The organism is Nitrospirillum karajorum (genome assembly GCF_036348415.1).
Lineage (GTDB): Bacteria > Pseudomonadota > Alphaproteobacteria > Azospirillales > Azospirillaceae > Nitrospirillum > Nitrospirillum amazonense_B.
In genome coordinates this window covers 1,491,548-1,516,613 of record NZ_JAZBQB010000003.1, presented here as the reverse complement: position 1 = coordinate 1,516,613, position 25,066 = coordinate 1,491,548, and the positions used below count along the sequence as shown (strand labels likewise).

The 25,066-nt window shown below is 67.8% G+C and carries 22 protein-coding genes; 4 read left to right on the top strand and 18 right to left on the bottom strand.

Annotation, left to right across the window (positions count from 1 at the left end; genetic code table 11):
* Positions 1-180: 180 nt before the first annotated feature.
* Together UCD39_RS20715 and UCD39_RS20710 are read left to right on the top strand one after the other, a co-directional pair.
* The gene (locus UCD39_RS20715) at positions 181-744 is read left to right on the top strand and encodes a sigma-70 family RNA polymerase sigma factor (protein WP_330497680.1); all 564 of its coding nucleotides are present in this window, start codon (positions 181-183) and stop codon (positions 742-744) included.
* Complete coding sequence (locus UCD39_RS20710) at positions 741-1,289, top strand: cupin domain-containing protein (protein ID WP_330497679.1); 549 nt, start codon at positions 741-743, stop codon at positions 1,287-1,289. Before UCD39_RS20715 ends, UCD39_RS20710 begins: the two co-directional genes overlap by 4 nt.
* Before the next feature lie 125 nt (positions 1,290-1,414).
* On the opposite strand, the gene UCD39_RS20705 is transcribed toward UCD39_RS20710, so the two are convergent.
* The 3 genes from UCD39_RS20705 to UCD39_RS20695 all read right to left on the bottom strand — a co-directional run bounded on the left by UCD39_RS20705 (position 1,415) and on the right by UCD39_RS20695 (position 3,407).
* Positions 1,415-1,981, bottom strand: coding sequence for a fasciclin domain-containing protein (locus tag UCD39_RS20705; RefSeq protein WP_330497678.1), 567 nt, complete (start codon positions 1,979-1,981; stop codon positions 1,415-1,417).
* 111 nt (positions 1,982-2,092) lie between these two features.
* On the bottom strand, positions 2,093-2,542 hold the full coding sequence (locus UCD39_RS20700) for a group I truncated hemoglobin (RefSeq protein ID WP_330497677.1): 450 nt from the start codon (positions 2,540-2,542) through the stop codon (positions 2,093-2,095).
* 28 nt (positions 2,543-2,570) lie between these two features.
* A complete protein-coding gene (locus tag UCD39_RS20695) occupies positions 2,571-3,407 on the bottom strand; it encodes a DUF3034 family protein (protein WP_330497676.1) in 837 nt (278 codons plus the stop codon).
* A gap of 223 nt (positions 3,408-3,630) precedes the next feature.
* On the opposite strand from UCD39_RS20695, the gene UCD39_RS20690 reads away from it, so the two are divergent.
* A complete protein-coding gene (locus UCD39_RS20690) occupies positions 3,631-4,242 on the top strand; it encodes a sigma-70 family RNA polymerase sigma factor (RefSeq protein WP_330497675.1) in 612 nt (203 codons plus the stop codon).
* Positions 4,239-4,934 carry an anti-sigma factor gene (locus tag UCD39_RS20685; RefSeq protein ID WP_330497674.1) on the top strand — a complete coding sequence of 232 codons (696 nt, stop codon included), beginning with the start codon at positions 4,239-4,241 and terminating at the stop codon, positions 4,932-4,934. The genes UCD39_RS20690 and UCD39_RS20685 overlap by 4 nt, the downstream gene beginning before the upstream one ends.
* A gap of 16 nt (positions 4,935-4,950) precedes the next feature.
* Here UCD39_RS20685 and UCD39_RS20680 read toward each other — a convergent pair whose 3' ends face one another.
* The 15 genes from UCD39_RS20680 to UCD39_RS20610 all read right to left on the bottom strand — a co-directional run bounded on the left by UCD39_RS20680 (position 4,951) and on the right by UCD39_RS20610 (position 24,948).
* On the bottom strand, positions 4,951-5,283 hold the full coding sequence (locus UCD39_RS20680) for a cupredoxin domain-containing protein (protein WP_330497673.1): 333 nt from the start codon (positions 5,281-5,283) through the stop codon (positions 4,951-4,953).
* Between the two features lie 194 nt (positions 5,284-5,477).
* Complete coding sequence (gene gyrB, locus UCD39_RS20675; RefSeq protein ID WP_330497672.1) at positions 5,478-8,000, bottom strand: DNA topoisomerase (ATP-hydrolyzing) subunit B; 2,523 nt, start codon at positions 7,998-8,000, stop codon at positions 5,478-5,480.
* Positions 8,001-8,113: 113 nt separating this feature from the next.
* The gene (recF, locus tag UCD39_RS20670; protein ID WP_330497671.1) at positions 8,114-9,361 is read right to left on the bottom strand and encodes a DNA replication/repair protein RecF; all 1,248 of its coding nucleotides are present in this window, start codon (positions 9,359-9,361) and stop codon (positions 8,114-8,116) included.
* Positions 9,362-9,418: 57 nt separating this feature from the next.
* A complete protein-coding gene (gene dnaN, locus UCD39_RS20665) occupies positions 9,419-10,543 on the bottom strand; it encodes a DNA polymerase III subunit beta (protein WP_145734815.1) in 1,125 nt (374 codons plus the stop codon).
* A 213-nt stretch (positions 10,544-10,756) separates the two neighbouring features.
* Entirely contained in the window at positions 10,757-12,247 is a 1,491-nt protein-coding gene (gene dnaA / locus UCD39_RS20660; RefSeq protein ID WP_330497670.1) for a chromosomal replication initiator protein DnaA, read from the bottom strand.
* A 959-nt stretch (positions 12,248-13,206) separates the two neighbouring features.
* Positions 13,207-13,470 (bottom strand): 30S ribosomal protein S20, encoded by a 264-nt coding sequence (gene rpsT, locus UCD39_RS20655; RefSeq protein ID WP_330497669.1) that lies wholly within the window; start codon positions 13,468-13,470, stop codon positions 13,207-13,209.
* A gap of 273 nt (positions 13,471-13,743) precedes the next feature.
* A complete protein-coding gene (locus UCD39_RS20650) occupies positions 13,744-14,121 on the bottom strand; it encodes a hypothetical protein (RefSeq protein ID WP_330497668.1) in 378 nt (125 codons plus the stop codon).
* A gap of 114 nt (positions 14,122-14,235) precedes the next feature.
* Entirely contained in the window at positions 14,236-15,093 is an 858-nt protein-coding gene (gene mutM / locus UCD39_RS20645; protein ID WP_330497667.1) for a bifunctional DNA-formamidopyrimidine glycosylase/DNA-(apurinic or apyrimidinic site) lyase, read from the bottom strand.
* 24 nt (positions 15,094-15,117) lie between these two features.
* Positions 15,118-15,483, bottom strand: coding sequence for a hypothetical protein (locus UCD39_RS20640; RefSeq protein WP_330497666.1), 366 nt, complete (start codon positions 15,481-15,483; stop codon positions 15,118-15,120).
* Positions 15,484-15,564: 81 nt separating this feature from the next.
* Positions 15,565-16,377 carry a HesA/MoeB/ThiF family protein gene (locus UCD39_RS20635; protein ID WP_330497665.1) on the bottom strand — a complete coding sequence of 271 codons (813 nt, stop codon included), beginning with the start codon at positions 16,375-16,377 and terminating at the stop codon, positions 15,565-15,567.
* A gap of 178 nt (positions 16,378-16,555) precedes the next feature.
* Positions 16,556-17,536 carry a cysteine synthase A gene (gene cysK / locus UCD39_RS20630; protein ID WP_330497664.1) on the bottom strand — a complete coding sequence of 327 codons (981 nt, stop codon included), beginning with the start codon at positions 17,534-17,536 and terminating at the stop codon, positions 16,556-16,558.
* 17 nt (positions 17,537-17,553) lie between these two features.
* Entirely contained in the window at positions 17,554-18,009 is a 456-nt protein-coding gene (locus UCD39_RS20625; protein ID WP_145734808.1) for an RrF2 family transcriptional regulator, read from the bottom strand.
* Between the two features lie 18 nt (positions 18,010-18,027).
* Positions 18,028-18,501, bottom strand: a complete 474-nt coding sequence (dut, locus tag UCD39_RS20620) for a dUTP diphosphatase (RefSeq protein ID WP_330497663.1) — start codon at positions 18,499-18,501, stop codon at positions 18,028-18,030.
* Positions 18,501-19,793 carry a bifunctional phosphopantothenoylcysteine decarboxylase/phosphopantothenate--cysteine ligase CoaBC gene (gene coaBC, locus UCD39_RS20615; RefSeq protein ID WP_330497662.1) on the bottom strand — a complete coding sequence of 431 codons (1,293 nt, stop codon included), beginning with the start codon at positions 19,791-19,793 and terminating at the stop codon, positions 18,501-18,503. The genes dut and coaBC overlap by 1 nt, the downstream gene beginning before the upstream one ends.
* Positions 19,794-20,088: 295 nt before the next feature.
* A complete protein-coding gene (locus UCD39_RS20610) occupies positions 20,089-24,948 on the bottom strand; it encodes an NAD-glutamate dehydrogenase (protein ID WP_330497661.1) in 4,860 nt (1,619 codons plus the stop codon).
* Between the last annotated feature and the right edge of the window lie 118 nt (positions 24,949-25,066).

The following is a 25,066-nucleotide window of genomic DNA, read 5'->3' as shown; positions in this document are numbered from 1 at the left end:
CGCGACCCGTGATTGGGTCGTATGGACGCATTACTGATGACGGAAAGATTTGGATGCACGATCGCGTCACGAAATGAGCACCAGAACAATGATATCCATCGGCCGGCCCCGGCACGCCATTGCCTAACCGGAAAGATATATTATCATCGGCGATCCGCTGCTTCGCTGGACCCCCCTCTCATGCCCCTGCCCTCCGACGCCCAAGCGATCGACGAGACCTCCGCCGTGACGGCCCTTCTTTTGGCGACGGCCAAGGGCGACCGTAGCGCATTCGAGGCGCTTTACCGGGCGGCGGCACCGACCCTCTACAGCGTTTGCCTGCGTCTGGCGCGGGACCGCGACCGGGCTGCGGACTTGCTTCAGGACGTGTTCGTCCGCATCTGGCAAAAGGCGCCGCTGTTCGATCCCACGCGGGGCAGCGCTTTCGCTTGGATGGTGGTGCTTACCCGAAACCATGTCCTGTCGCTCTTGGATAAACCCGTCGGCGCCACCATGTCCCTGGACGACGATGCCGTCCTGGCGGCGGTTGACGTCAGGCTGGCCCATCAGCCGGATCCCGGACTGGCCTTGGATCTGCGGCGTTGCCTGGGGTTGCTGACGGAACGGTCGCGGCGGCTGGTGCTTTTGACGTATCTTCAGGGCTTGACCTTTGAAGAATTGGCGGAGCGCGTCGGCGCGCCCTTGGGATCGGTCAAAAGCTGGGTCCGCCGCGCCGTGCTGAAGCTGAAGGAGTGCTTGGCGTGAAGAGCGCGGATGCCGACATCGCCGACTATCTGTTGGGCGTGATGCGGGGTGACCGCCGGTCGCGCCAATACCGGGTCGCTGCCCCGGATGCGGCCCCCTACACGGACCAGGAGCTGGCGCGGATCGAGGCGCGGCTGGGCGCGCTGGATTTGGCCTTGGCGGAGCCGCCGCCCGCCGGTTTGCTGGGCCCCATTCTCGCCCGCATCGACCGTGAAGCGGCGGACCAGGCGGCCGCGCCGGGAACCGACACCGTGCGCCACCAAGATGGCGTCTGGCTGCCTCTATCCCCGGGGGTGCGATCCAAGCTGCTGCGCGTGGACGGCCGCACCGGACGCCGCACCATGCTTATCCGCATGGAACCGGGCGCGCCCTATCAGTCCCATGCCCATGCCGGTGGCGATGAGGAATGCCTGGTCATCGAAGGTGACTTGCGTTTCGGCGACCTGCTTCTGCAGGCGGGTGATTTCCACGTCGCCCGGCACACCACCTGGCATGCCACCGCCGTCAGCCAGCAAGGCTGCCTGCTGCTGGTGTCCGTCGGCTGATCCGTTTCCCACACCGGTATAAAGGCTGGTCTGGCATAAAGGCTGGGCAGCCAAGGCCGCCCAGCAAGGAAGCCGTCCCGCGGCCGGAGGAGGAGAGGCCGGCCGGGCCGGCGGGCGCCGCGTGATCAGCCGGGCATCAGCACGCCATCAATGACGTGGATGACGCCGTTGGACTGGTTCACGTCGGCGATAGAAATGGTGGCCATGCCGCCCCGCTGATCGGTCAACATCAACATCTTACCCTTCTGGGTGACCACCAGCTGACCGCCCTGCACGGTGGTCAACACCCCTTTGCCATGCCCGGCGGCCACCTTGGCCATAAGGTCCGCGGCGGAAAGCTTGCCGGACACCACGTGATAGGTCAGCAGCCCGGTCAAGGTGGACTTGGCTTCCGGTTGCAACAAGCCATCGACTGTCGCCCGCGGCAACTTTTCGAACGCCGTGTTGGTTGGGGCAAAGACGGTGAATGGGCCAGCCCCTTCCAGGGTTTCAACGAGGCCGGCGGCCTTGACCGCCGTCACCAAGGTGGTGTGGTCCTTGGAATTGACCGCGTTCTGGATGATGGTCTTGGACGGGTACATCGGGGCCCCGCCAACCTCGACCGCTTTTTCCAGGGCGAAGGCGGGAGCGGCAACGGTTGGTATGGTGGCAAGTAAAGATATCGCCATCACCGCGATCATGGATCTATTCATCTTCATTTTTCCTTGATTCTAATCTTGAGAAAACCGGGATTGCTGAGAAAGTCTGCCGGGAACCACGCCAAGCGGACGGGGTGGCCAGCGTCTCGACCGCGCAGGGCAGACTTAGTGCTCGATATCCCGGTGCAGGGGGGCCAGCTCCGCCAACAGCTTGTTCTGGGCGCTGAACGGGACCTTATGCTTGTCCATGGCGTCCTGTAGGTCTTCCACCAAGGCGTTGAAATGCTCCCGCGTGATGGGCGGTAAGCCCTGGTGGGCGGACTTCATGTCCAAGCCCTTGTATTGGCACGGCCCGCCGAGAGCCTGGCAAAATTGGTCGACCAATTGCGCCTTGACGCGGGTTTGATTGGCCTTCTCAAAGAAAGGCCGCGTCCGGGGATCCGCCAGCAGGTTGGTCATGAAGTCCTCCATGAGGCTTTGCAGGCCGGCCTTGCCGCCGAACGCCTGGAAGGTGGCCTCATCGGCCTTGGCCGCAGGCCGCGTGAGGAATGTGGCAAGGGACAGGGCAAGACAAACGGTGGCCATAGGCTTGGCCAGGCGCGAGAGATGGCTCATCGGAACATTTCCTTTTGGGTGATGGCGCTCAGAATCCCACCTGAAGGGACAGGTAGGCCGCGTTCTGATGGTCACGGATGACGATGTTGCCCAATGGCGCGAAGGCCAGGGTCAGCGAGACGTTCTTGGTGGGAACCCAGGCGACGAACAGGTCGTACCAATCGTCCTCATGAGCAATGGCCAGGTTATCGGGCTTCTTGCGATACTCGGCGCCCACCAGGAAGTTGCGGGACAGAAGGTAGGCGACGCTGCCTTCGGGTTCGACGTGGTAGTCGTCGTCCTTGCCGCCGAAGCCGAGAATGCCGATCTGGTTGGCCTTGGTGAACCGCACCGTGCCGTCCACCAACAGGCTTTGAGCCAGGAAAAGTTTGGTGGCGGAGATATAGAAGTCCGTACCACTGTCGTGGCGGGCGCCGATCGCCCGCAGGACGGCGCCCCGGTCATTATGTTTGTACTGCAGGCCCACCGCGATCTGCGGCAGCCAGCTGTCCTGATCCAGAATGGCATCGCCAGCCACGCGGACCTTGGCGCCGACAATGTTCTGGTTGAAGGTGTACCCCTTGCCCAGACCCAACAGGCCGCCGACGTCCTCGGTATCGAAGGACTGGCGGGCGAAGGATAACTCCACACGGTCATACAACCCGACCATGGCCCCATAGGCGTTGAGGTGGTAGCTGCCCGATTGCACCCGCGTGTAGAAGGCGTTGGGCCGGATCTGATCGCCCGTGTCGTAGCCACCGATGAGGGCCCATGGCGTCAGGCCGCCGCCGGCCGCTCCCTCAAGCTGGGTCACGCCGCCCGTCGCCGTCAGCTTGCCGCCGGCACCGATGTCGGACGCGGCCATCGCCGGCAGGCTGCATGCCATCAGCCCCCCCAACAAGGCGATTAATAATTGAGACTTCATTGGAGCAGGCTCCCTGGTGTTGCGTTGGTTTCCTGCCCATACGCCTGCGCCGGTTGATTGGATGCAGGGCGTGTGCATCCGAAAGTCTCCGTGCGCCGTAAGGAGGATGGAACGAGCCCTTCCGGCGCCGCAGGCACCCCGAAGGGCGGGCGGGGACGTAACGGATCGCAAAAGGGGCCGACTGATGGGGAACGACGCGGTGGCGGCATCCCGCCACCCCAATCCCGGTGACGGGGGCGGCATGACACCGAAGGACCTGGCGGCCGGGGGGACGCTGGACGCGCTGATCAGGCAGGTCGCCGGTGGCGACCGCGTCGCCCTACGGCACCTGTATGAACGGGAATCGCCGCGCCTGTACGGCCTGGCCCTCCGCATCGTGCGCCGCCCGGATGCGGCGGCCGATGCCGTTCAGGACGCCTTTGTGCAGATCTGGCGGAACGCCGCCAGCTTCAGCCCGACCATGGGTTCAGGCGGTGGCTGGATGGCATCCATCGTGCGCTACCGCGCACTCGACATGGCCCGGCGTCTGGGGCGCGAAACGCTGATTGATACCATACCCGACGGCGTCGACGACGGCCCCGGCCCCTTGGAGATTCTGGAAACCGCCCGCGACGCCGTCCGGCTGCGCCGCTGCCTGGAACGATTGGATGACAAGGGCCGCAGCGCCATCACCCTGGCTTTCGTCAACGGCCTATCCCATGCGCAAGTGGCCGAGCACCTGGCCACGCCCCTGGGCACGGTCAAGTCATGGATAAGACGCGGGCTCGCTTCCTTGAAGGAGTGTTTAGCGCCATGATTCCGGACGATTTCGCGGAACTGGATCTCCTGGCTGGCGAATACGTGCTGGGCACCTTGAACGCCCAGCAGGCCAAGGCGGTGGCGGACGCCCTGCCCGGCCATGGCGCCTTGCGACACGCGGTGGCCGATTGGGAAAGACGGCTGGCCCCCCTTCTGGCGGCGGTGCCGGCGGTGGCGCCGCCCGCGACGCTGTGGCGAAGGATTGAGGCGCAGCTTCCACCGGCGGCTGTACCGGGCTGGCGGGCGTGGCTGCGGCGGCAATGGAATGCCCCACCCGTCTGGCGGTGGATGACGGCGGGTGCCGCCGCCGCACTTCTCACCGTCACGCTGCTCGTGCCCGCCGCCCTACGCGGGGATGGGCCCCGCTACATGGCGCTCTTGACCGCCGCCAGCGATGGCCGCGTCGGCTGGTTGGTTGAAGGCAGGGGACGGTGGCTGGAGCCCGTCGCCTTGGCGGGTATGACCACACCAGCCGACCGGGATCTGGAATTGTGGCTGATCGCCGATGGCGCCCCGCCGCGGGCGGTGGGGGTGATCGCACCAGGGCGGGTGCTTCCGGTCGCCGACAAGGCCCTGGCTGGCGGCGGCAAGCTGGTGCTGGCCATCAGCCTGGAGCCCAAGGGCGGCTCGCCGACCGGGGCCCCAACCGGGCCCGTCCTATATTCCGGCGCCATGCGCCGCCTCCCCTGAGGGGGCGGCGGCTCGCCTACTTTCCTGCGGGGCCCGGCGTGACGGTCACGATCACTTCCATATTGCTGTGGAGGTCGCAGCCGACGACGATCATCCCCGGCTGAGTGAAAACCTGGGACCGCTCCTCGCCGGGGCGCTCAAGATCAAGGTCAAATTGAAATATCGGCGTGTGGGAAACGACCTGGTGCGGCACCGTATCCTCGTTACGGAAAAGGATGGTGTCGCCCGTGGCGATCTCAATCTTGCTCGGCACGAAGGCGTGATTTTTCTGTGTGACGACGACGGTGGCCGCCTGGGCCGTCCCCAAGCCCAGGGTCAACGTCACAACAACAGCGGCAAGGTGGCGCATGGCATGTCTCCCGAAGGCTGCCCACTACGGATTGGCGTCTTACGCCTTACGTCTGGACAGGCCGGGCGGATGCAGACGGCCCGATAAAAATGCGCGCGAGCTGGGACCTGGAGCCTTTCCGGTGAAGTCGTCTCCTCGATACCCCCTCGGAGCGAGATGCGATCAGTCATGATCGCATCTCATTCTAAGCCCGATCACACGTCCAGGTTCGCCACCTTCAGCGCGTTGGCCTGGATGAAGTCGCGGCGAGGTTCCACGATGTCGCCCATAAGGGTGGAGAACACCTCTTCCGCCTCGTCGACGTGGCTGACCTTGACCTGCAGCAGCGAGCGGATCTTGGGGTCCAGGGTGGTTTCCCACAGCTGGTCCGGGTTCATCTCGCCCAGGCCCTTGTAGCGCTGGATGGACAGGCCCTGGCGGCCCTGTTCCAGCACCGCGTCCATCAGGCCGACGGGGCCGACGATGGCGCGGGTGGTGCGGCCGCGGTAGGTCAGGGTGGCGGCGTCGGTGAAGACCGTCTTCAGGAAGTCGGCCATGGCGTCCAGGCGGCGGGCCTCCACACTCTTCAGCACGTCGGCGTCCAGGATGTGGCGGTGGGTGACGCCGCGGCTGGTGCGGAACAGCATCAGCCCGCCCTCACGCGCCCGTTCACCCTGCCAGGCGCCCACGCCCACGGTGGCGCCCTCGCCGGCATTGCCGGCCGCCTGGGCGGCTTCAGCCTCGATGCGGTTCAGGCGGGCGGCGACCACGCGGGCCAGTTCATCGGCGCGGGCGTCGTCGGTCAGCAGCGCCATGGACAGGGCGCCGGCCACGGCGGCCTGTTCCACCACGGCCGGGTTGCCCACCTTGCGGGCCAGGGCCTGCAGCTGGTGGCGGGCGGCGCGGGCCTGCTCCACCACGTCGCGCAACTCACCGCCCTGGCGCTCGGTGCCGTCCCGCGCCTTGAGGGTCACGTCCTCCAACCCCTGGCCGATCAGGTAATCGTCCAGCGCCCGGTCGTCCTTCAGATAGCGTTCCTTGGCCGTGCCGCGCTTCACGCGGTACAGCGGCGGCTGGGCGATGTAGAGGTAGCCGCGCTCGATCAGCTCGGGCATCTGGCGGTAGAAGAAGGTCAGCAGCAGGGTGCGGATGTGCGCGCCGTCCACGTCGGCGTCGGTCATGATGATGACCTTGTGATAGCGCGCCTTTTCCGCGTTGAACTCCTCCCGCCCGATGCCGGTGCCCAGCGCCGCGATCAGGGTGCCGATCTCGGCCGAGGACAGCATCTTGTCGAAGCGCGCGCGCTCCACGTTCAGGATCTTGCCGCGCAGGGGCAGGATGGCCTGGAACTGGCGCGAGCGACCCTGCTTGGCGGAACCGCCGGCCGAGTCACCCTCCACCAGGAACAGTTCGCTCAAGGCCGGGTCCCGTTCCTGGCAGTCCGCCAGCTTGCCGGGCAGCGAGGCCATGTCCAGGGCGCCCTTGCGCCGCGTCAGCTCGCGCGCCTTTCGCGCCGCCTCGCGGGCGGCGGCGGCCTCGACCACCTTGCCGATGATGCGCTTGGCGTCGGCCGGATGCTCCTCCAGCCACGTCGCCAGCGCCTCCGCCACCACCGCCTCGACCACGGGGCGGACCTCGGAGGAGACCAGCTTGTCCTTGGTCTGGCTGGAGAACTTGGGGTCGGGCACCTTCACCGACAGCACGCAGGTCAAGCCCTCGCGCATGTCGTCGCCGGAGAGGTTCACCTTCTCCTTCTTCGCGATGCCGGATTCGTTGGCGTAGTTGTTCAGCGTGCGGGTCAGCGCGGCGCGGAAGCCGGCCAGGTGGGTGCCGCCGTCACGCTGCGGGATGTTGTTGGTGAAGCACAGCGTGCTCTCGTGATAGCTGTCGTTCCACTGCAGCGCCACTTCCACGCCGATGGTGCCGCCCAGGTCGCTCTGCCGCTCGGCGCGCAGCGCGATGCCCGGCTTGTGCAGCGGCGTCTTGGATCGGTCCAGCCACTGCACGAAAGCCTCCAGCCCGCCCTCGTAATGCAGTTCGCACGACTTGGGCTCCACGCCCCGCGCGTCGGTCAGGTACAGGGTGACGCCGGAGTTCAGGAAGGCCAGCTCGCGCAGGCGATGTTCCAGGGTCTGGTAATCGAATTCGGTCTTGGTGAAGGTGGCCTTGGACGGCAGGAAGGTCACCTCCGTCCCCGACAGGGGGCGGCCGTCGGCCTTCAGCGGCGCGGCGCCGGTGTTGGCCAGCGGCGCCTGGGCCTCGCCATGGGCGAAGCGCATCTCCCACACCCGGCCCTGGCGCCAGATGCGCAGGTCCAGGATTTCCGACAGGGCGTTCACGACGGAGACGCCCACGCCGTGCAGGCCGCCGGAGACCTTGTAGCTGTTCTGGTCGAACTTACCGCCGGCGTGCAGCTGGGTCATGATGACCTCCGCCGCCGACACGCCCTCTTCCGCGTGGATGTCCACCGGGATGCCGCGGCCGTCGTCGCGCACGGTGCACGAACCGTCGGGGTTCAGGATGACGTCCACCCGCGTGCAATAGCCGGCCAGCGCCTCGTCGATGGCGTTGTCCACGACCTCGTACACCATGTGGTGCAGGCCGGAACCATCGTCCGTGTCGCCAATGTACATGCCGGGACGCTTGCGCACCGCATCAAGGCCTTTCAGCACTTTGATGGAGCTGGCGCCATAATCCTCGGCGGCGGTGTCGGGGGTCGTCAGAGCTTCTTGTGCCATGGATACACTCTACCAGATATCGCGTCGCCCTGGGGCAAAACCGTCATTACCAAGGGGGAACACTGCCCCCACTCCGCCGAATCCCTCGCCGGGTGGCAGAGGGACCGGGCGGGCTATCCCGCCCCCGCCACGGCACCGCCGTCCGCGACCCGCACATGGGTCGCCGCCGTGCCCAGCTCGGCGAAGGTGGCGGCGTCGGTGCCGGTCATCCAGGCCTGGGACCCGGTGGCCAGCACCTCCTGGAACAGGGCGGTGCGCCGCTCCGCATCCAGGTGGGCCGCCACCTCGTCCAGCAGCAGCAGGGGCGGTGCCGCCCCCTCCGCCGCCATCAGCCGGGCGTTGGCCAGGACGATGGCGATCAGCAGGGCCTTCTGCTCCCCTGTGGAGCCCAGGTCCGCCGGGATGCCCTTGGCCAGGTAGGTCACGGCCAGGTCGCTGCGGTGCGGGCCCACGGTGGTGGTGCCGGCGTGCGCGTCGAGGCGCCGTGACTCCGCCAGGGTCCGGCGCAGCGTGTCCTCCGCCTCCAGCGCCGGCCGGTCGGCCAGCCAGGAATCCACCGTGCCAGTGAGCGCCAGGCCGGGTGCGGGAAAAGGGCCCACGCCGCGCCGGCAGGCGGCGGCCAGACGGGCGGTGACATCGCGGCGGGCGGCGGCCACCGCGACGCCGCTGGTGGCCATCTGGTCCTCCAGCACCGTCAGCCAAGCGGGATCGCCCCCCTCGCGCAGCAGGCGGATGCGGTCGCGCATGGCCTGTTCGAAGCGGCTGAGCCGGCCGGCATGTTCGGGATCGAAGCCGAACACCAGCCGGTCCAGGAAGCGGCGGCGGCCGGCGGCCCCCTCCACGAACAGGCGGTCCATCTGCGGCGTCAGCCAGACGCAGGAAACGTATTGCGCCAGGGCCATCTGGCTTTTGGCCGGGCGGCCATCGATATGCACCACACGACGTTCGCTACCCGGCGCGCCGGCGGGGTCGCGGCCGGTGCCGATCTCCACCATGCCCAAGGGCGTCGCCACCTCCGCCGCCACGGCCCAGCCCCGCGTCTCCCAGGACTCGTCCGGGGCCTGCATCCGCTCCACATCGCCCAGCTTGGCCCGGCGCAGGCCGCGACCGGGGGCGAGGAAGCTGACCGCTTCCAGCAAATTGGTCTTGCCGGCGCCGTTGGGGCCCGTCAGCGCCACGGGGCGGCGGTCCAGCAGCAGGCGGGCATGGGCGTAGGAGCGGAAGCGGGTGACGGTCAGGCGCGTGACGGCCAGGGCCGCAAGGGGGGCGGACCCGGAAACGCCCCCGGAAAGGACCGACGGCGCGGCCCCCTCAAGGGGGCCCGCCGGCGTCCCCGTCAGGGGCGGCTCGTCTGTGGACATGGCGCCCATCTTGGCCAGCAACCGCTACCGCCGCCCCGCAATCACGTGCGCCCGGCCTCAAACGCGCATCGGCATGAGGACGTACAAGGCCGAGCCGTCGGCCACGTCGCGCACCACGGTGGGCGAGCCGGCGTCGGCCAGGGTGAAGCGCACGCCCTCGCCCTCGATCTGCTGGGTGATGTCCAGCAGGTAGCGGCTGTTGAAGCCGATCTCGAGCGCCGTGTTGTCGTAGCTGACCTCGATCTCTTCCGTGGCCGACCCGGCCTCGGGGCTGGAGGCCGAGAGGGTCAGGATGCCGCGGTCCAGGCTGAGCTTCACCGCCCGGCTCTTTTCCGTGGAGATGGTGGCGACGCGGTCGACGGCGGCGGCGAACTGGCCGGCGTTGACCTCCATCACCTTGTCGTTGCCCGTGGGGATGACGCGCTCATAGTCCGGGAAGGTGCCGTCGATCAGCTTGCTGGTCAGCACGATGCTGTCGAAGGCGAAGCGCACCTTGGTGTCGGACAGCTGGACCTCGATGCGGTCCGCCGCCTCGTCCAGCAGCTTGCGCACCTCGATCACGGTCTTGCGCGGGATGATAACGCCGGGGATACCGCTGGCGCCGTCCGGAAGGGCCATCTCCACCCGGGCCAGGCGGTGGCCGTCGGTGGCCACGGCGCGCAGCACCGGGATTTCGGCGGCGCCGGTCTTGGCCTTGGAGGCATGCAGGTAGATGCCGTTCAGGTAGTAGCGCGTCTCCTCCGTGGAGATGGCGAACTTGGTGCGGTCCACCAGCATCTTCAGGTCGTTGGCCGACAGGGTGAAGCGGTGACCGGTGTCGCCGCCGGCCATGACGGGGAAATCCTCCACCGGCAGGGCGCCCAGGCGGAACTGCGACCGGCCGGACCGCAGGGTCAACGTGTCGGCGGTGAAGTCCAGTTCCACCTGGCTGCCGTCCGGCAGCTTGCGGGCGATGTCATACAGGGTGTGGGCGGGGGCGGTGGCGGAACCGGGGCGCGCGATGTCGGCCGGCACGGATTCCACGATCTCCAGATCCATGTCGGTGGCGGTCAGCGCCAGTTCGCCGTTTTCCGCCTTCAGCAGCACGTTGGACAGGATCGGAATGGTGTTCCGACGCTCCACCACGCTCTGAACATGACCGAGAGACCGGAGCAAAGCCGCGCGTTCGATGGTGATCTTCATGCCGTTCCGCTTGTGCTGACCCGTCGCCCCCTGGGGCGCGGCTGAGTGTTTGCCTTGAATTCCCCAAAGCCCCCCCACAGGGCCCGGAAAAAGGGGTGCACACCATAGCACAAGCCCCGCCGGGCGACAGCGTTTTCGACCGGCTCCAGGGGCTGTCGGATGGCCGAGTCGCCCCCTGTCCGAAAGGGGGCTCGGGGGGACTACGGAACGGCGTCAGCCTTCCAGCATGCGACGCAGCAGCTCCACGTCCTCGAAGAAGGTCGGATCGGTGGCGCACAGCTCCTCCACCTTGCGCACGGCGTGCATCACGGTGGTGTGGTCGCGGTCGCCGAACTTGCGGCCGATCTCAGGCAGGGACCGGGCGGTCAGTTGCTTGGACAGGTACATCGCCACCTGGCGGGGGCGGGCCACGGCGCGGGCGCGGCGGGCGGAACTCATATCCGCCAGGCGGATGTTGTAGTGCTCCGCCACCTTCTTCTGGATTTCCTCGATGGTCACCCGGCGGTTGCTGGCGCGCAGCAGGTCGTGCAGCACTTCCTGGCTGCTTTCCAGGGTGATGGCGCGACCCACCAGTTCGGCATGCGCCACGATGCGGTTCAGGGCCCCCTCCAGCTCACGCACGTTGGACGTGATCTTGTGGGCCAGGAACTCCAGCACCTTCTGGGGGATCTGCACCCGCATCTGCTCCGCCTTGGACTGCAGGATGCCCAGGCGCAGCTCATACGTGGTCGGGTGGATGTCGGCCACCAGCCCCCAGCCGAGGCGGGAGCGCAGGCGCTCCTCCATGCCTTCCAGGTCGGACGGGCTCTTGTCGGCGGAAATGATGACCTGGCGGTTCTGGTCCACCAGGGCGTTGAAGGTGTGGAAGAACTCTTCCTGGGTGCTGTCCTTGCCGCTGATGAACTGCACATCGTCGATCATCAGCACGTCGACGGAGCGGAACTGCTCCTTGAACGCCATGGTGTCCTTGTACCGAAGGGCCCGGATGAACTGGTACATGAACTTTTCCGCCGACAGGTAGATCACCCGGCGGGCGGGGTCCTTCTTGCGGATGTGCCAGGCGATGGCGTGCATCAGGTGGGTCTTGCCCAGGCCCACGCCGCCGTACAGGAACAGCGGGTTGAAGGTCACGGCGCTGGCGTCGGCCACGCGGCGGGCGGCGGCGAAGGCCAGTTCGTTGGGCTTGCCCACCACGAAATTCTCGAAGGTGAAGCGGGGGTCCAGCAGCGCCGACACGTCGTCGCGCTCCTCCCCCAGGCCGTTGCCGGCGATGAAGGCGGGCAGGGCTGGCGCCTCGGCCGTCCCGTTCAGGGACGCGACGGCCTCACCGCCATCATAGGCCGGCAGAGGGGCGGCCGCGCCATCGGCCAGCGGCCCCGCGTCGGCGCCATTGGCGGCCCCGCGCGGCAGGGTGCTGAGGGCACCGCCCAAGGACGCGTCGCCCCGCGGCGGCGCCACAACGATCTCCACGGACTGGACGCCGGGATTCTCACCCGTCCATAGGGCACGGATGCGGTCAGCGTAATGGGTGCGGATCCAGTCGCGCATGAAGCGCGTGGGCACGACGATGCGCACCTGGCCGCCGATGAAATCCTCCACGGTCAGCGGCTTCAGCCAGCTGCGATACGCGGTTTCACCCACCTCGTCCTTGAGCCGCCCGCTGATGCGCGCCCATTGCTGATCCAGAGATGCCTGAACCGACATTCCCGCTTCGCTCCTGCCCCAACGCCTTCCGGACCCGGACAACCACACTGGACGGCACCGGCCATGTGGACCGGGGCCAACGACGGACGGCCGACGATCGGCCATCCCAAACCGGATCAATTCGGACCGGAACCATGCGCCGGGTCGCCCCCTTTGGTCCCATGTGGGGCTGGACGCCCCGCCCGAGACTGTGGAGGTCTGGGATCGACGTCAGGGGCGGATCGAAGATATCGGGGGCCGGACAGGCCGGCATAACAGACGACGCTGGCGCAAGGGCGCGCGATCCCGGGGGATTCCCACCCTTCCAACATCGTCCCAACCCCGCTTCGTCAGCCCCTGTTGTCGGCCCTGTCCCGGCTGGTTCCGTGACCACCCTTTCCCACACCGGACTTTACCGGCACCAGGACCAGGGGCATGCCCCCTGCCCCATCCGGCGCCATTCCGGTGCAAACACCAGGCAGACTAAAACCTAAACACGCAAACAAAACCGCGCACCTTGCGGGATTCATTTTAAAGAATCTGCCGCAGACGCATGATCTTCTTCAAAGATTCAGAAATCCACCAATGCCAGAATGATGTAGAACGACACGCGCCATCATCAAGATGCATCTGTCATCGGTTTGCGCAGGCGTTCCCGCCGCTTGATTACTTCATCGTGGAGAACGATCCCGCACATCGGAAGATGCTAGTCGGGCCGTTCGGGAGTCGCAATAGGCTCGAAAAGGGAACAAGCAAAAAAGACCGAATGATGCTCGTGCGCGCCGGTCGATACCGGCCCTTCGGACTATTCTGGAAGAATAGGGTTAGGTAAACGCAGTAACGAGAGGCCAACAAGGAAAAGGCCGCGCCCCCGCCGTTGTCCGGCAGGACGCGGCCTCCTTGCTTCCACGGTCAAGAGCTGGGACCCCGACTTCGACGGCGCGGGCTAGCCACCCGCGCGCATTGGCCGGGGCCGGCTATCAGCCCAGAGCGTTGATGCGGAGAGACAGACGGGAGAGCTTGCGCGACACGGTGTTCCGGTGCAGCACGCCCTTGGACACGCCGCGCATCATTTCCGGCTGGGCCAGCTTGAAGGCCTCGGCGGCGGCGGTCTTGTCGCCGGCTTCCAGAGCCAGCTCAACCTTCTTCACGAAGGTGCGGATACGGGACACGCGGGCCCGGTTGACTTCGGTACGGACTTCCGTCTGACGGATACGCTTTTCAGCGGACTTATGATTAGCCATGACAAACCCTTTTCGAACACGACCCTTGCCGTGGAAGGCCGGGCTTATACCCCCTCCCCACGAAACCGTCAAGCGGCACGGCCCTAAAAACCGCGCCAGACTAGACCAAAACGCGGGACGCACGTCCCTGCTTTGGGCATTCCCGCCCCCCGGATTCAACGAGTCTAAAACCAGATATGGGCGATTCTGTCATCGAGCCCCAATATCGTGGGTCTTTTACTTTAAAAACCTACCGCTTCTTGATGCCGTGCTCGCGAGCGCGCTGCGGTGCCCCTACTGTGGCCGCAGGACGAAGCGCACCATCGTTTCCGCCCGGCTGCCGGTGCCATCCCGGGTGGCGGTGATCTCCAGCCGCTCGCCATCGCGCGCCCAGCGGCCGGCACCGGCGGCACGCCATCCCAGCTGCGGCAGGGTCTGGGAATAGAAGGCGTTTATGGCGTCGGCGCTGACGTCGCCCTGGGCAGCCGACTCGACGATACGCCCCTCCGGCTGGTCGAAAACCACGGCGCCGTTGGTCGGCGCGGTCAAGCCGGGCATCAGGGGCAAATCCTCCACCCCCGGCACGTATCCCGGTTCCACCGGCCGCGCCTGGCTCAGGCCCCCGGCCAGCAGCAGGGGAAGGGACAGGGCAACGGCAAGGGCTAGGCGCATTCGGGGGCTCACGAGGGCCAAGATCTCCAGGGGCGGGGCATAACGGAAATTGCCCGCCCCGCGCACGATGGTGACGCAGGATGGCCCGCCCGGCAACGGGCAAGGCCGCATGGATCAGCGCTGCCGCCGTGCGCAGAAGAAGCTGGACCGCCCGGCCTGGACCACCCGTCGCACGCCGCCCGTGCGGGCCACGTCGCAGTCGCAACCGGGGCAGGCCTGCCCCGCGCGCCCATAGACGGCGAAGGAGTGCTGGAAGTAGCCCAGTTCGCCGTCGGACTGGACGTAGTCACGCAGGGAGGAGCCGCCGGCGGCGATGGCCTCGGTCAGCACGTCGCGGATGGCGGGCACCAGGCGCTGGGCGTCCTTGCCCGCCACGCTGGCGGCGGAGCGCTCGGGGCTGATGCCTGAGCGGAACAGCGCCTCACAGACGTAGATGTTGCCGAGGCCGGCCACCACCCGCTGGTCCAGCAGCGCCGCCTTGATGGGCGTCATCTTGCCCGCCAACCGGGCCGACAGGGTGTCCGCGTCGAACTCGTTGCCCAACGGTTCCGGTCCCAGCTTGGCCAGCAGGGGGTGGCTGTCCACCTGCCCCTCCGCGATCAGATCCATGAGGCCGAAGCGCCGGGGATCGTTGAAGGTGACGACGGCGCCGTCGTCCGTTTCCATGACGACGTGGTCATGGGCGCCCGGCACGCCGGCCGGCCCCCGGCTGACCACCATGCTGCCCGACATGCCGAGATGGATGAGCAAGATGTCCTCGCCCCCGTCCGCCCCCGGGTCGAGGCGCATCAGCACGTACTTGGCCCGGCGGCCGATGCTGGCCACGCGGCGGCCGGTCAGGCGCTGGACGAAGCCGGGAGGGAAGGGCGTGCGCAGGTTGGGGCGGTGCTGGGCCACCCGCACCAGGGTCCGCCCCAGCATCTTCAGGGCCAGGCCCCGGGCCACGGTCTCGACCTCGGGCAATTCAGGCATGGCGGCACGCTTTCGGGAAGGGGGTCACAGGTGGATAAGATGGGCGCCCGGCGGGGTCGCCTGCAACAGGGTGACCACGCCCGCCGTTTCCACCGTCACGTCGGGGCGCAGGGCCGGCCGATCCAGCCCCAGCACCCGCCACCCCATCTCGCACGCGATGACGCGCACGCCCAGGGGGGTGAGCGACTCGGCCAATTCCCCCAGGGTGGCGACGTTGGTTTCCGCGAAGCGTTGTTCCCGCTCAACGGCCGTGGACCCATCGTCGGCGGGGTCCAGATAGGCCCAGCCATCGTCGGCCAGCAGGAAACGCAGCGCCCGGCCGGTGACGAACAGCAGGGTGGGCCGGCCGATGGCCGCCGCCGCCGTGGCCATGACCAGGGCGTAATGCACCCGGTCGAAACCGCCGGATTGCAGGACGATGGACAGGCCAGGGGGGGACAGGCCGGGGGGGAAGCCTTGGTTGAGCGGTCGTCATGCCGTCTCTTCCCCCGATCCCTTTTCACCGGGCAGGGCGGTGATGGTCGGATGGCTGCCGCACAGGGGGCAGTCGGGGTCGGGCTTCACCCGCACGGTGCGGAAGCTGGCGCCCAAGCTGTCATAGAGCATCAGGCGGCCGGACAGGCTGTCGCCGATGCCCAGCAGTTCCTTCAGCACCTCCAGCGCCTGCAAGGACCCCACCGTGCCGGCCAGCGCCCCCAGCACCCCCGCCTCGGAACAGGACGGCACCAGGCCGGGCGGCGGCGGTTCGGGGAAGACGCAGCGGTAGCAGGGATGGGGCGCGCCCTCGTGGGCCTTAAAGGTCGAAATCTGCCCATCGAAGCGCAGCATGGCGGCCGACACCAGCGGACGGCGCTCGAAATAGCAGGCGTCGTTCAGCAGGAAGCGGGTGGCGAAATTGTCCGACCCGTCGGCCACGATGTCATAGGCCCGCACCAGATCGCGGACGTTGCCGGGCACCAGGCGCACCCGGTGCGTCTCCACCACCACGTCGGGGTTGATGGCGCGGAGGCGGGCGGCGGCGCTGTCGACCTTGGCCTGGCCCAGCGCGTCCATGTCATGCACCACCTGCCGCTGCAGGTTGGACAGGTCGACGGTATCGTCGTCGACGATGCCGATGCGCCCCACCCCGGCGGCGGCCAGGTAGAGCAGCAGCGGCGCGCCCAGCCCGCCGGCGCCCACCACCAGGACGGAACTGGTCAGCAGCCTGGCCTGCCCCTCCCCGCCCACCTCCTTCAGGATGATGTGGCGGGAGTAGCGCTCGATTTGAGAGTCTGTGAAGTCCATGTACGGTTGCCTCAGGCGCCGGCGGGGCATCCGCCCCTTGGCTTGTCCTCGATTTTCAGTCCGCCTTCGGCTCCCCGAAAATCTCCGGCGGCCGCAGTCGCGGCCTAGGTAAAACTAAAACCGTGGGACAGGATGTGCGGGAAAAAGGGGCCGGCGCAGTGACCGGCCCCCTTGCTTGTTAATCCAGGCCGTCGAACAGGCCGGTGGACAGGTAGCGTTCGGCGAAGCTGGGCAGGATCACGACGATCTGCTTGCCCTCGTTCTCCGGCCGGGCGCCCAGTTCCAATGCCGCGGCCAAGGCGGCGCCAGAGCTGATGCCGACGGCGACGCCCTCCAGCCGGGCCACCTGGCGCGCCGTCTCGAACGCCCGCTGGTTGGAGATGCGCAGCACCTCGTCGATCAGGTGGGTGTCCAGGATGTCCGGCACGAAGCCGGCGCCGATGCCCTGGATCTTGTGCGGGCCGGGCAGGCCGCCGGACAGGACGGGGCTGTCCTCCGGCTCCACCGCCACCGCCTTAAAGGTGGGCTTGCGCTCCTTGATCACGCTGGCCACGCCGGTCAGCGTGCCGCCGGTGCCCACGCCGGAAATCAGGAAGTCCACGCCGCCGGCGGTGTCGGTCCAGATTTCCTCGGCCGTGGTGCGGCGGTGGATCTCCGGGTTCGCCGGGTTCTTGAACTGCTGCAGGATGTAGGCGTCGCCCGCCTCGGCCGCCAGTTCTTCGGCCTTGGCGATGGCGCCCTTCATGCCCTGGGCCGGCGGGGTCAGCACGATCTCGGCCCCCAGCAGCTTCAGCATGCGGCGGCGTTCCACCGACATGCTTTCCGGCATGGTCAGGATCAGGCGGTAGCCCTTGGCCGCGGCGACGAAGGCGAGCGCGATGCCGGTGTTGCCCGAGGTCGGCTCGATCAGCAGGGTGCGGTCGGGGGAGATGCGGCCATCGGCCTCCGCCGCCTCGATCATGGCCATGCCGATGCGGTCCTTCACGCTGGACAGCGGATTGAAGAACTCGCACTTGCCGATGATGTCGGCCTTGACGCCATGGGCGGCGGCCAGACGCCGCAGGCGCACCAGCGGGGTGGCGCCCACGGTGTCCAGGATGCTGTCGTAAACGCGGCCGCGGAAGGCGGCGCCCGTCGACGGTTTGGGAGTGTCAGCCATGATGGTGCTCCGTTTCCTTAGATGCTGAAGTCCAGCTTGTGGGTCGCTTCGCTCTCGATGCCGGCGCGATGGGCGCGCAGGCACAGATCCTCGATGGTGGTCTGGTCCAGGCGGCGCATGCAGTCATCCTGCAGTTCGGCCCACAGCGGGCGCACCACCTGGCGGCCCAGTTCGGCCCCCACCGGCTCCTCCATGGGATCGGTGGCTTGTTCCAGGGCGCGGACGATGCGCACGATCTCGCCCACCGTGATGCGGCGGCGTTCCCGCGCCAGGCGATAGCCGCCCCGGGGCCCGCGCACCCCCGCCAGGATACCCGCCCGCACCAGGGCCTGCAGCACCTGTTCCAGGTAGCGCTTGGGGATGCCCTGCCGCGCCGTGATCTCCCCCGACTGTACGGGTTCGGAACCGGCGTTGTAGGCGATGTCCAGCACCACCTCGATGGCGAACATCAGCTTCTTGGAAATCCGCAGCATCCCTTCCCCCATTTCTTGTCAGCCCGCGCGACCGGTGGCGGCGGTACCGGTGGACCCGAAGCCGCCGGCGCCGCGGGCGGTCTCATCCAGGCTTTCCACCTCATTCCATTGGATGCGTTCGTGGCGGGCGATCACCATCTGGGCGATGCGCATGCCGCGCTCGACGGTGAAGGGCTGGTCGCCCAGATTCACCAGAATCACGCCCACCTCGCCCCGATAATCGGCGTCCACCGTGCCGGGAGCGTTCAGCACCGTGACACCGTTCTTCAGGGCGAGGCCGGAGCGCGGACGCACCTGCGCCTCGAAGCCCACCGGCAGGGAAATAGCCAGGCCCGTGGGCACCAGCGCGCGGCCCAGCGGCGGGATGACCACCGGGGCCGACACAGCCGCCATCAGGTCCAGGCCGGCGGCCTGGGCGGTGGCATAGGCGGGCAGATCCAAATCCCGGCCATGGGGCAGGCGGGTGACGGCGACGGTAACGGCTTCGGTCATCAAACGGGTTCCAGACTATTGTTGCTTGTTGAAGAGGCGACGTGGGTCAACAGGGCGTCAGCGATGGCCTGGGCCAGGCGCGCCGCCACCTCGGTCTTGCTCAGGCGCGGCCAGGTTTCGATCAGAGGCGCCTCAGGCGCGGCCACCCGGCGCAGCAGATGCACCTGGTTGTCGTCGCCGCCGAAGGTGCCGGTGCCGGTCGCCACGTCGTTGGCGACGATCCAGTCGCAGCCCTTCTTGGCCAGCTTGGCGGCGGCGTAGGCCAGCACGTCGCGCGTCTCGGCGGCGAAGCCCACCACCAGGCGGGGCCGCGCCGGGCCGGCCTGGGACAGGGTGGCCAGGATGTCCGGGTTTTCCGCCAGGGTCAGGGTGGGCGGGCCGTCCGGGCCCTTCTTCACCTTGTCGCCCGCGGCGGCCGCCACGCGCCAATCGGCCACGGCGGCGGCGCAGACGGCGATGTCGGCGGGGAGTACGGATTGACTGGCGGCCAGCATCTCGGCCGCCGTCTCCACCCGCACCACGCGCACGCCCGGCGGGTCGGCCAGGGTGACGGGGCCGCTGACCAGGGTCACGTCGGCGCCCAAGGCCGCCAGGGCTGCCGCCACGGCGTGCCCCTGCTTGCCCGAGGACCGGTTGGCGATGTAGCGCACGGGGTCTATGGGTTCATGGGTGGGGCCGCTGGTCACCACGGCGCGGCGGCCGGCCAGCGGTTTCGGCGCCGACTGTTCCGCGAAAAAGGCCGCGACTCCGGCCACAATCTCCATCGGCTCCACCATGCGGCCGGAGCCGACCTCGCCGCAGGCCATGTCGCCGGCTGCGGGACCCAGGCGGCGGACGCCGCGCTGTTCCAGGATGCGGACATTGGCCTGGGTGGCCGGATTGGTCCACATCATGACATTCATGGCCGGCACCACCAGGACCGGCTTGTCGGTCGCCAGCAGCGCCGTGGTCGCCAAGTCGTTGGCCATGCCGGCGGCCATGCGCGCCAGGATGTCGGCACTGGCCGGCGCCACCACCACCAGGTCGGCCTCGCGCGACAGGCGGATGTGGCCCATTTCCGATTCGTCGGTCAGGGAGAAGAGGTCGGTATAGACCTTTTCCTCCGACAGGGCGGCGACGGACAGGGGGGTGACGAACTGCTGCGCCGCCTGCGTCAGGACGGCGCGCACGCGCACGCCCCGCTCCTTCAACCGGCGGATCAGCTCCAGGCATTTATAGGCCGCAATGCCGCCGGAAATGATCAGCAGCAGACGCTTGCCATCCAGAACGCTGTAATCCGGGGTCGCGGACAAGGGGCACCTTCGGAACCGGTTCCCCCAAGGGATATCGGGGAAACGACATCCTCCACCGGACAATCTCGGCAATGCACGGGGAGGTGTTGTGAAATCAATAAATATGGAGTCGTCGGCCTTTGCGCAAGCGACAGTTCGCCACTGCGCCCACAGCGCAGAGGCCGGAGAATCAGGGTTGAAATTCACGTGAATAATCGCGTGGCACCAACCCTGATTAACGGAGGCCCGTTACGGGCATGGGGCCACGGCGGCATGAGGAAAAGCCTCATGCCGCCGGTCACGCCTGGAAGTTAAATCAACCCGCCGTGAGACCCCGCAGCTGGCGGGTGGCCACGGCCAGCATGGCCACGTCCAGGTGCGCCACGCCGCGCAGTTCCGCCAGCAGGGACTGGATGCGGTCCAGCGGGCCGGCCTTGGCGGCCAGCCAGCCATCGATCAGGGCGGTCGCATCGTCGCCCTCGCCCGCCAACACCCGGGCCGCCAGGCGGCCCTGCAGGCTGTAGAGGTCGTCGATGATGGCGCCCAGCGCCTGGCGCTGCCAGTGCGTGGTGGTCTTCACCGCCTCCGCCCGGCCGCGCAGCCAGTCGAAGCCCAGCCGCTCGCCCAACGCGAAGTGGACGGCCGCGACCTTGTCCACCCCGCGGTTGGTTTCCACCGCGATCTGGCTGATGTCGGTGGCGGCCCCCAGGGCGGAGAGCGCCGCGACATGGTGGGCCAGCTCCGCCGGCACGCCCGCCTGTTCCAGCGCGTCCTTCTTGGCCCCCAAGTCGGCGGCGGCGTCGGGCGACAGGATGTCGGCCAGCGCCTTGGACAGCACCTTCACCGCCGGCGCCAGGCGGGCGATGCCCGCCGCCATGTCCAGCGGATGGCTGTTGTTCAGCAGCGTCCAGGGCACCGCGCGGCGCAGCAGGCGGCGGGTGGCCAGGCCCATGTCGGTCTGGACCGCCGCCGGCACCTGGTTGTCCAGGGCGTCGATGGCCTTCCACACCGCCGGCAGGCCATAGGCGTCGCGGACGATGTGATAGGCGCGGGCCACGTCGGCCTCACCCATGCCGGTCTGTTCCACCATCTCGGCCACGAAGCTGGGACCGACGCGGTTCACCATGCTGTTGGTGGCCACGGTGGCGATGATCTCCCGCCGCAGCTGATGGCCGGCCACCGCCTGCGGGTACTGCCGCTGCAGGCTCTCCGGGAAATACTCCACCAGATCGGCCGCCATCTTGGCATCGTCCGGCAGGTCGGAGTTCAGCAGCTTGTCGTACAGGTCGATCTTGGCATAGGCCAGCAGCACCGCCGTTTCCGGCCGCGTCAGGCCCCGGCGGGCCTGGGCGCGCAGCGCCACCTCCTCATCCGTCGGCAGGAACTCGATGGCGCGGTTCAGCTTGCCCGCCTTTTCCATGAGGCGGATGAAGCGGGCCAGGTCGTCCAGCGTGTCCGGCGCCACCGCCTCATCAATGGAAAGGGCCTGGGTCTGCTGGTAGTTGTCGGCCAGCACCAGCTCCGCCACGTCGTCGGTCATGGTGGCCAGCAGGGCGTCGCGCTGGGGCAGGGTCATGCTGCCCCTGTCCATCACGTCGCGCAGCAGGATCTTGATGTTGACCTCATGGTCTGAGGTGTCAACGCCGGCGGAGTTGTCGATGGCGTCGGTGTTGAGCCGCACGCCCGCCTGCGCCGCCTCGATGCGGCCGCGCTGGGTGAAGCCCAGGTTGGCGCCCTCGCCCACCACCTTGGCGCGGACCTGGCGGCCATCGATGCGCAGGGCGTCGTTGGCCTTGTCACCCACCTCGGCGTTGCTCTCGCCCCCGGCCTTGACATAGGTGCCGATGCCGCCCAGCCACAGCAGGTCGACCTCCGCCTTCAGGATGGCCTGCATCAGCTCGGCCGGGGTCAGGCGTTCGGCCGTGATGCCCAGAACCGCCCGGATCTCGGGCGACAGCGGGATGGACTTGGCGCCACGCTCGAAGATGCCGCCGCCCGGGGACAGCTTGGACTTGTCATAGTCCGCCCAGGACGAGCGCGGCAGGTCGAACATGCGCTTGCGCTCTTCCCAACTGCTGGCCGCGTCCGGGTTGGGGTCCAGGAAGATGTGGCGGTGGTCGAAGGCCGCCACCAGGCGGATGTGCCGGGACAGCAGCATGCCGTTGCCGAACACGTCGCCCGACATGTCGCCCACGCCCACGACGGTGAAATCCTGGGTCTGGCAGTCGCGGCCCAGCTCACGGAAGTGGCGTTTCACCGCTTCCCACGCGCCGCGGGCGGTGATGCCCATCTTCTTGTGATCGTACCCGGCCGACCCGCCGGAGGCGAAGGCGTCGTCCAGCCAGAAGCCATAGTCGCGGCTGACGCCGTTGGCGATATCGGAGAAGGTGGCCGTGCCCTTGTCGGCCGCCACCACCAGATAGGGGTCGTCGCCGTCCAGGCGCACGACATCCGTGGGCGGCACCACCTGGCCCTTCACCAAATTGTCGGTGACGTCCAGCAGGCCGCGCATCATGGTCTTGTAGCACTCGATGCCTTCGGCCAGCGCCGCCTCGCGGCCGGCGGAGGCCGGCGGCGGGTTCTTCACCACGAAACCGCCCTTGGAGCCCATGGGCACGATGACGGCGTTCTTCACCATCTGCGCCTTGATCAGGCCCAGGATCTCGGTGCGGAAATCCTCCTTACGGTCGGACCAGCGGATACCGCCGCGGGCCACCTTGCCGCCGCGCAGGTGCACGGCCTCGACCCGGGGGCTGTAAACCCAGATTTCCACCATGGGCCGGGGCAGCGGCAGGTCGTCGATGGAGCGGCTGTCCAGCTTGAACGACAGATAGCTCTTGGGCTGCCCGTCGGCGCCCTTCTGGAAGAAGTTGGTGCGCAGGGTGGACCGGATGAGGTTCAACATCCGGCGCAGGATGCGGTCCTCATCCAGGTTGGTGACCTGGTCCAGTGCGTGGTCGATCTCCACCACCAGACCCATGCGCTGGCTGTCCACCTCTTCCCGGCCCAGCTTGGCCAGGATGGCCGGGTCATGGGCCAGATGGAACAGGCGCACCAGCAGCTTGGTGATGCCCACATGGGCCGCCAGCGTGTCTTCGATATAGGACTGGGAGAAGTCGAAGCGGGCCTGGCGCAGATATTTGGCGTAGGCGCGCACCATGGTGACGTCGCGCCAGGCCAAACCGGCCCCCAGCACCAGCTTGTTGAAGCCGTCGGTCTGGGCCTCGCCGGTCCAGACGCGCATGAAGGCGTCCTCGAACGCCTCCTTCACCGCGTCCAGCTCGACGGCCTGGCCGTTGGCCATCTTCATCTCGAAGTCCTGAATCCAGATGGACTTCTCGCGGCCGGGGATGCGCACCTCGTGCGGGCCCCCTTCCGCCAGGATCTTCAGGCCCAGATCCTCCAGCATGGGCAGGGCCTGGGACAGCTGCACCGGCGTGTCGTCGTGGTAGACCTTGAAGAACAGCTCGTGCGGCTCCGCCTCCACCGGGCGGTGCAGGTTCAGCGCGATCCGGCCCGTGGCCGCCACCGCCTCCAGCCGCTCGATATCCATCACGGCGGCTTCGGGGCTGTAGATTTCGCGGTAACCCTCGGCCAGGGTGCCGCGACGATAGCGGCGGGCCAGGCGCAGGCCGACCTCCTCGCCCTTGGCGTCCACCAGGGCCTGCTGCAGCCGTTCACCCCAGCCGCGCGCCGCCTCGATCAGCGTCTCCTCGACATCGCGGACGTCGTAGTCGGGCACCTTGCCGGGGGTGGTCTGGATGATGATGTGGGCGCGGGCCAGCACGCTTTCCGACAGCATCACATGATACTGCGTGGTCTTGCCCTCGAACGCCGTTTCCAGGATGCCCTGCAGCTTCAGGCGCAGGTCGGTGTCGTAGCGGTCGCGGGGGACGTAGATCAGCGCGCTAATGAAGCGTTCGAACGGGTCCTTGCGCACGAACAGGGCCACGCGCTGGCGGTCCTGCAGGTGCAGCACGCCCATGGCGATGTCGAACAGTTCGTCGTCGCCGATCTGGAACAGCTCATCCCGGGGATAGGTCTCCAGGATGTGCAGCAGCGCCTTGCCGTCATGGCTGGACTTGTCGAAGCCCGCCCGTTCCAGCGCCCGGTTGACCTTCTGGCGCAGGTAGGGGATCTCGCGGGCCGCGCGGTTGTAGGCGACGGAGGTGAACAGGCCGACGAACAGCCGCTCGCCGATCTCCACGCCATTGTCGTCGAACAGCTTCACCATCACGGCGTCCAGCGGCGCCGGGCGGTGGACGGTGGAATCCTTGTTGGCCTTGGTCACCATGATGGCGCGCGGCTGGCGCACGAAGGCGCGCACGTCCGGCGGCAGCTGGGAGAAATAGCGCAGGCCGTCGAAGACCGAGACCTCGTCATCGCGCAGGATGCCCAGGCCGGCGCCGCTGAGGATGTCCAGCGTGTCCTGGCCATCCTCCTTGCCGAAGCGGTACTCGCGGACTCCTAAAAAGATGAAATGGTCGTCGTCGACCCAGCGCAGGAAGTCCAGGCCCTCCGCCACCTCGGCGGCGTCCAGGGGTTGGTTGGCCTTCTGCGAATTGGCGATGGTTTCGGCCACGCGGCTGCGCATGGCCTCGAAATCCTCCACGGCGGCGCGCACGTCGGCCAGGACGCGCACCAGGCCGGCGCGGACCTTTTCCAGCAGCTCGGGGGAGGTCTGCTGGTCCACCTCCACATGCATGAAGCTTTCGGCCTTGGCGTCGGCGGGGGCGGCGTGCGGCTCATACAGCTCGACCAGGCGGCCGTCCGCGTCGCGCTTCACCTTGACCACCGGGTGGATCACCAGGTGCACCGTCAGGCCATGACGGTTCAGCTCCGCCGAGACGCTGTCCACCAGGAAGGGCATGTCGTCATTGACGATCTCCACCACCGTGTGGGGGGCGTGCCAGCCGTCCTGCTCCACCTTGGGATTGCAGACGCGCACCTGGGCGGTCTCGGGCTTGCGCACCGCGCCGAACTGCCACATGGCGATGGCGGCGCCATACAGCTCGTCGCTGCTGCTGCGCAGGATATCGTCCGGGGGCACGTTGGCGTAGAACTGCCGGACGAAGCGTTCCGCCGGGCCGGCCTTTTCCCGGGCCAGGCGGTCCCGCACCTTGGCGGCGATCTGTTCTGTCAGTTCGGATTTGCGCTGTTCTGCTTTGAGCGCCATGGGTCTTCTCTCCCGAAGTCGGGCCGTCTCTCATGCGGGCGGCCCGTTAATTCGCGGGGCCTACCATAGGCAAATCACGGCATCGAAACGAAGCGGCATCCTGCCCCACAGGACAATA

Bases quoted from the DNA above. Each gene is read 5' to 3' on its own strand.
- UCD39_RS20715 (WP_330497680.1), top strand. From the start codon at position 181: ATGCCCCTGCCCTCCGACGCCCAAGCGATCGACGAGACCTCCGCCGTG.
- UCD39_RS20705 (WP_330497678.1), bottom strand. From the start codon at position 1,981: ATGAATAGATCCATGATCGCGGTGATGGCGATATCTTTACTTGCCACC.
- UCD39_RS20700 (WP_330497677.1), bottom strand. From the start codon at position 2,542: ATGAGCCATCTCTCGCGCCTGGCCAAGCCTATGGCCACCGTTTGTCTT.
- UCD39_RS20695 (WP_330497676.1), bottom strand. From the start codon at position 3,407: ATGGCATGCAGCCTGCCGGCGATGGCCGCGTCCGACATCGGTGCCGGC.
- UCD39_RS20690 (WP_330497675.1), top strand. From the start codon at position 3,631: ATGGGGAACGACGCGGTGGCGGCATCCCGCCACCCCAATCCCGGTGAC.
- UCD39_RS20685 (WP_330497674.1), top strand. From the start codon at position 4,239: ATGATTCCGGACGATTTCGCGGAACTGGATCTCCTGGCTGGCGAATAC.
- UCD39_RS20680 (WP_330497673.1), bottom strand. From the start codon at position 5,283: ATGCGCCACCTTGCCGCTGTTGTTGTGACGTTGACCCTGGGCTTGGGG.
- gyrB (WP_330497672.1), bottom strand. From the start codon at position 8,000: ATGGCACAAGAAGCTCTGACGACCCCCGACACCGCCGCCGAGGATTAT.
- recF (WP_330497671.1), bottom strand. From the start codon at position 9,361: ATGTCCACAGACGAGCCGCCCCTGACGGGGACGCCGGCGGGCCCCCTT.
- dnaN (WP_145734815.1), bottom strand. From the start codon at position 10,543: ATGAAGATCACCATCGAACGCGCGGCTTTGCTCCGGTCTCTCGGTCAT.
- dnaA (WP_330497670.1), bottom strand. From the start codon at position 12,247: ATGTCGGTTCAGGCATCTCTGGATCAGCAATGGGCGCGCATCAGCGGG.
- rpsT (WP_330497669.1), bottom strand. From the start codon at position 13,470: ATGGCTAATCATAAGTCCGCTGAAAAGCGTATCCGTCAGACGGAAGTC.
- UCD39_RS20650 (WP_330497668.1), bottom strand. From the start codon at position 14,121: ATGCGCCTAGCCCTTGCCGTTGCCCTGTCCCTTCCCCTGCTGCTGGCC.
- mutM (WP_330497667.1), bottom strand. From the start codon at position 15,093: ATGCCTGAATTGCCCGAGGTCGAGACCGTGGCCCGGGGCCTGGCCCTG.
- UCD39_RS20635 (WP_330497665.1), bottom strand. From the start codon at position 16,377: ATGGACTTCACAGACTCTCAAATCGAGCGCTACTCCCGCCACATCATC.
- cysK (WP_330497664.1), bottom strand. From the start codon at position 17,536: ATGGCTGACACTCCCAAACCGTCGACGGGCGCCGCCTTCCGCGGCCGC.
- UCD39_RS20625 (WP_145734808.1), bottom strand. From the start codon at position 18,009: ATGCTGCGGATTTCCAAGAAGCTGATGTTCGCCATCGAGGTGGTGCTG.
- dut (WP_330497663.1), bottom strand. From the start codon at position 18,501: ATGACCGAAGCCGTTACCGTCGCCGTCACCCGCCTGCCCCATGGCCGG.
- UCD39_RS20610 (WP_330497661.1), bottom strand. From the start codon at position 24,948: ATGGCGCTCAAAGCAGAACAGCGCAAATCCGAACTGACAGAACAGATC.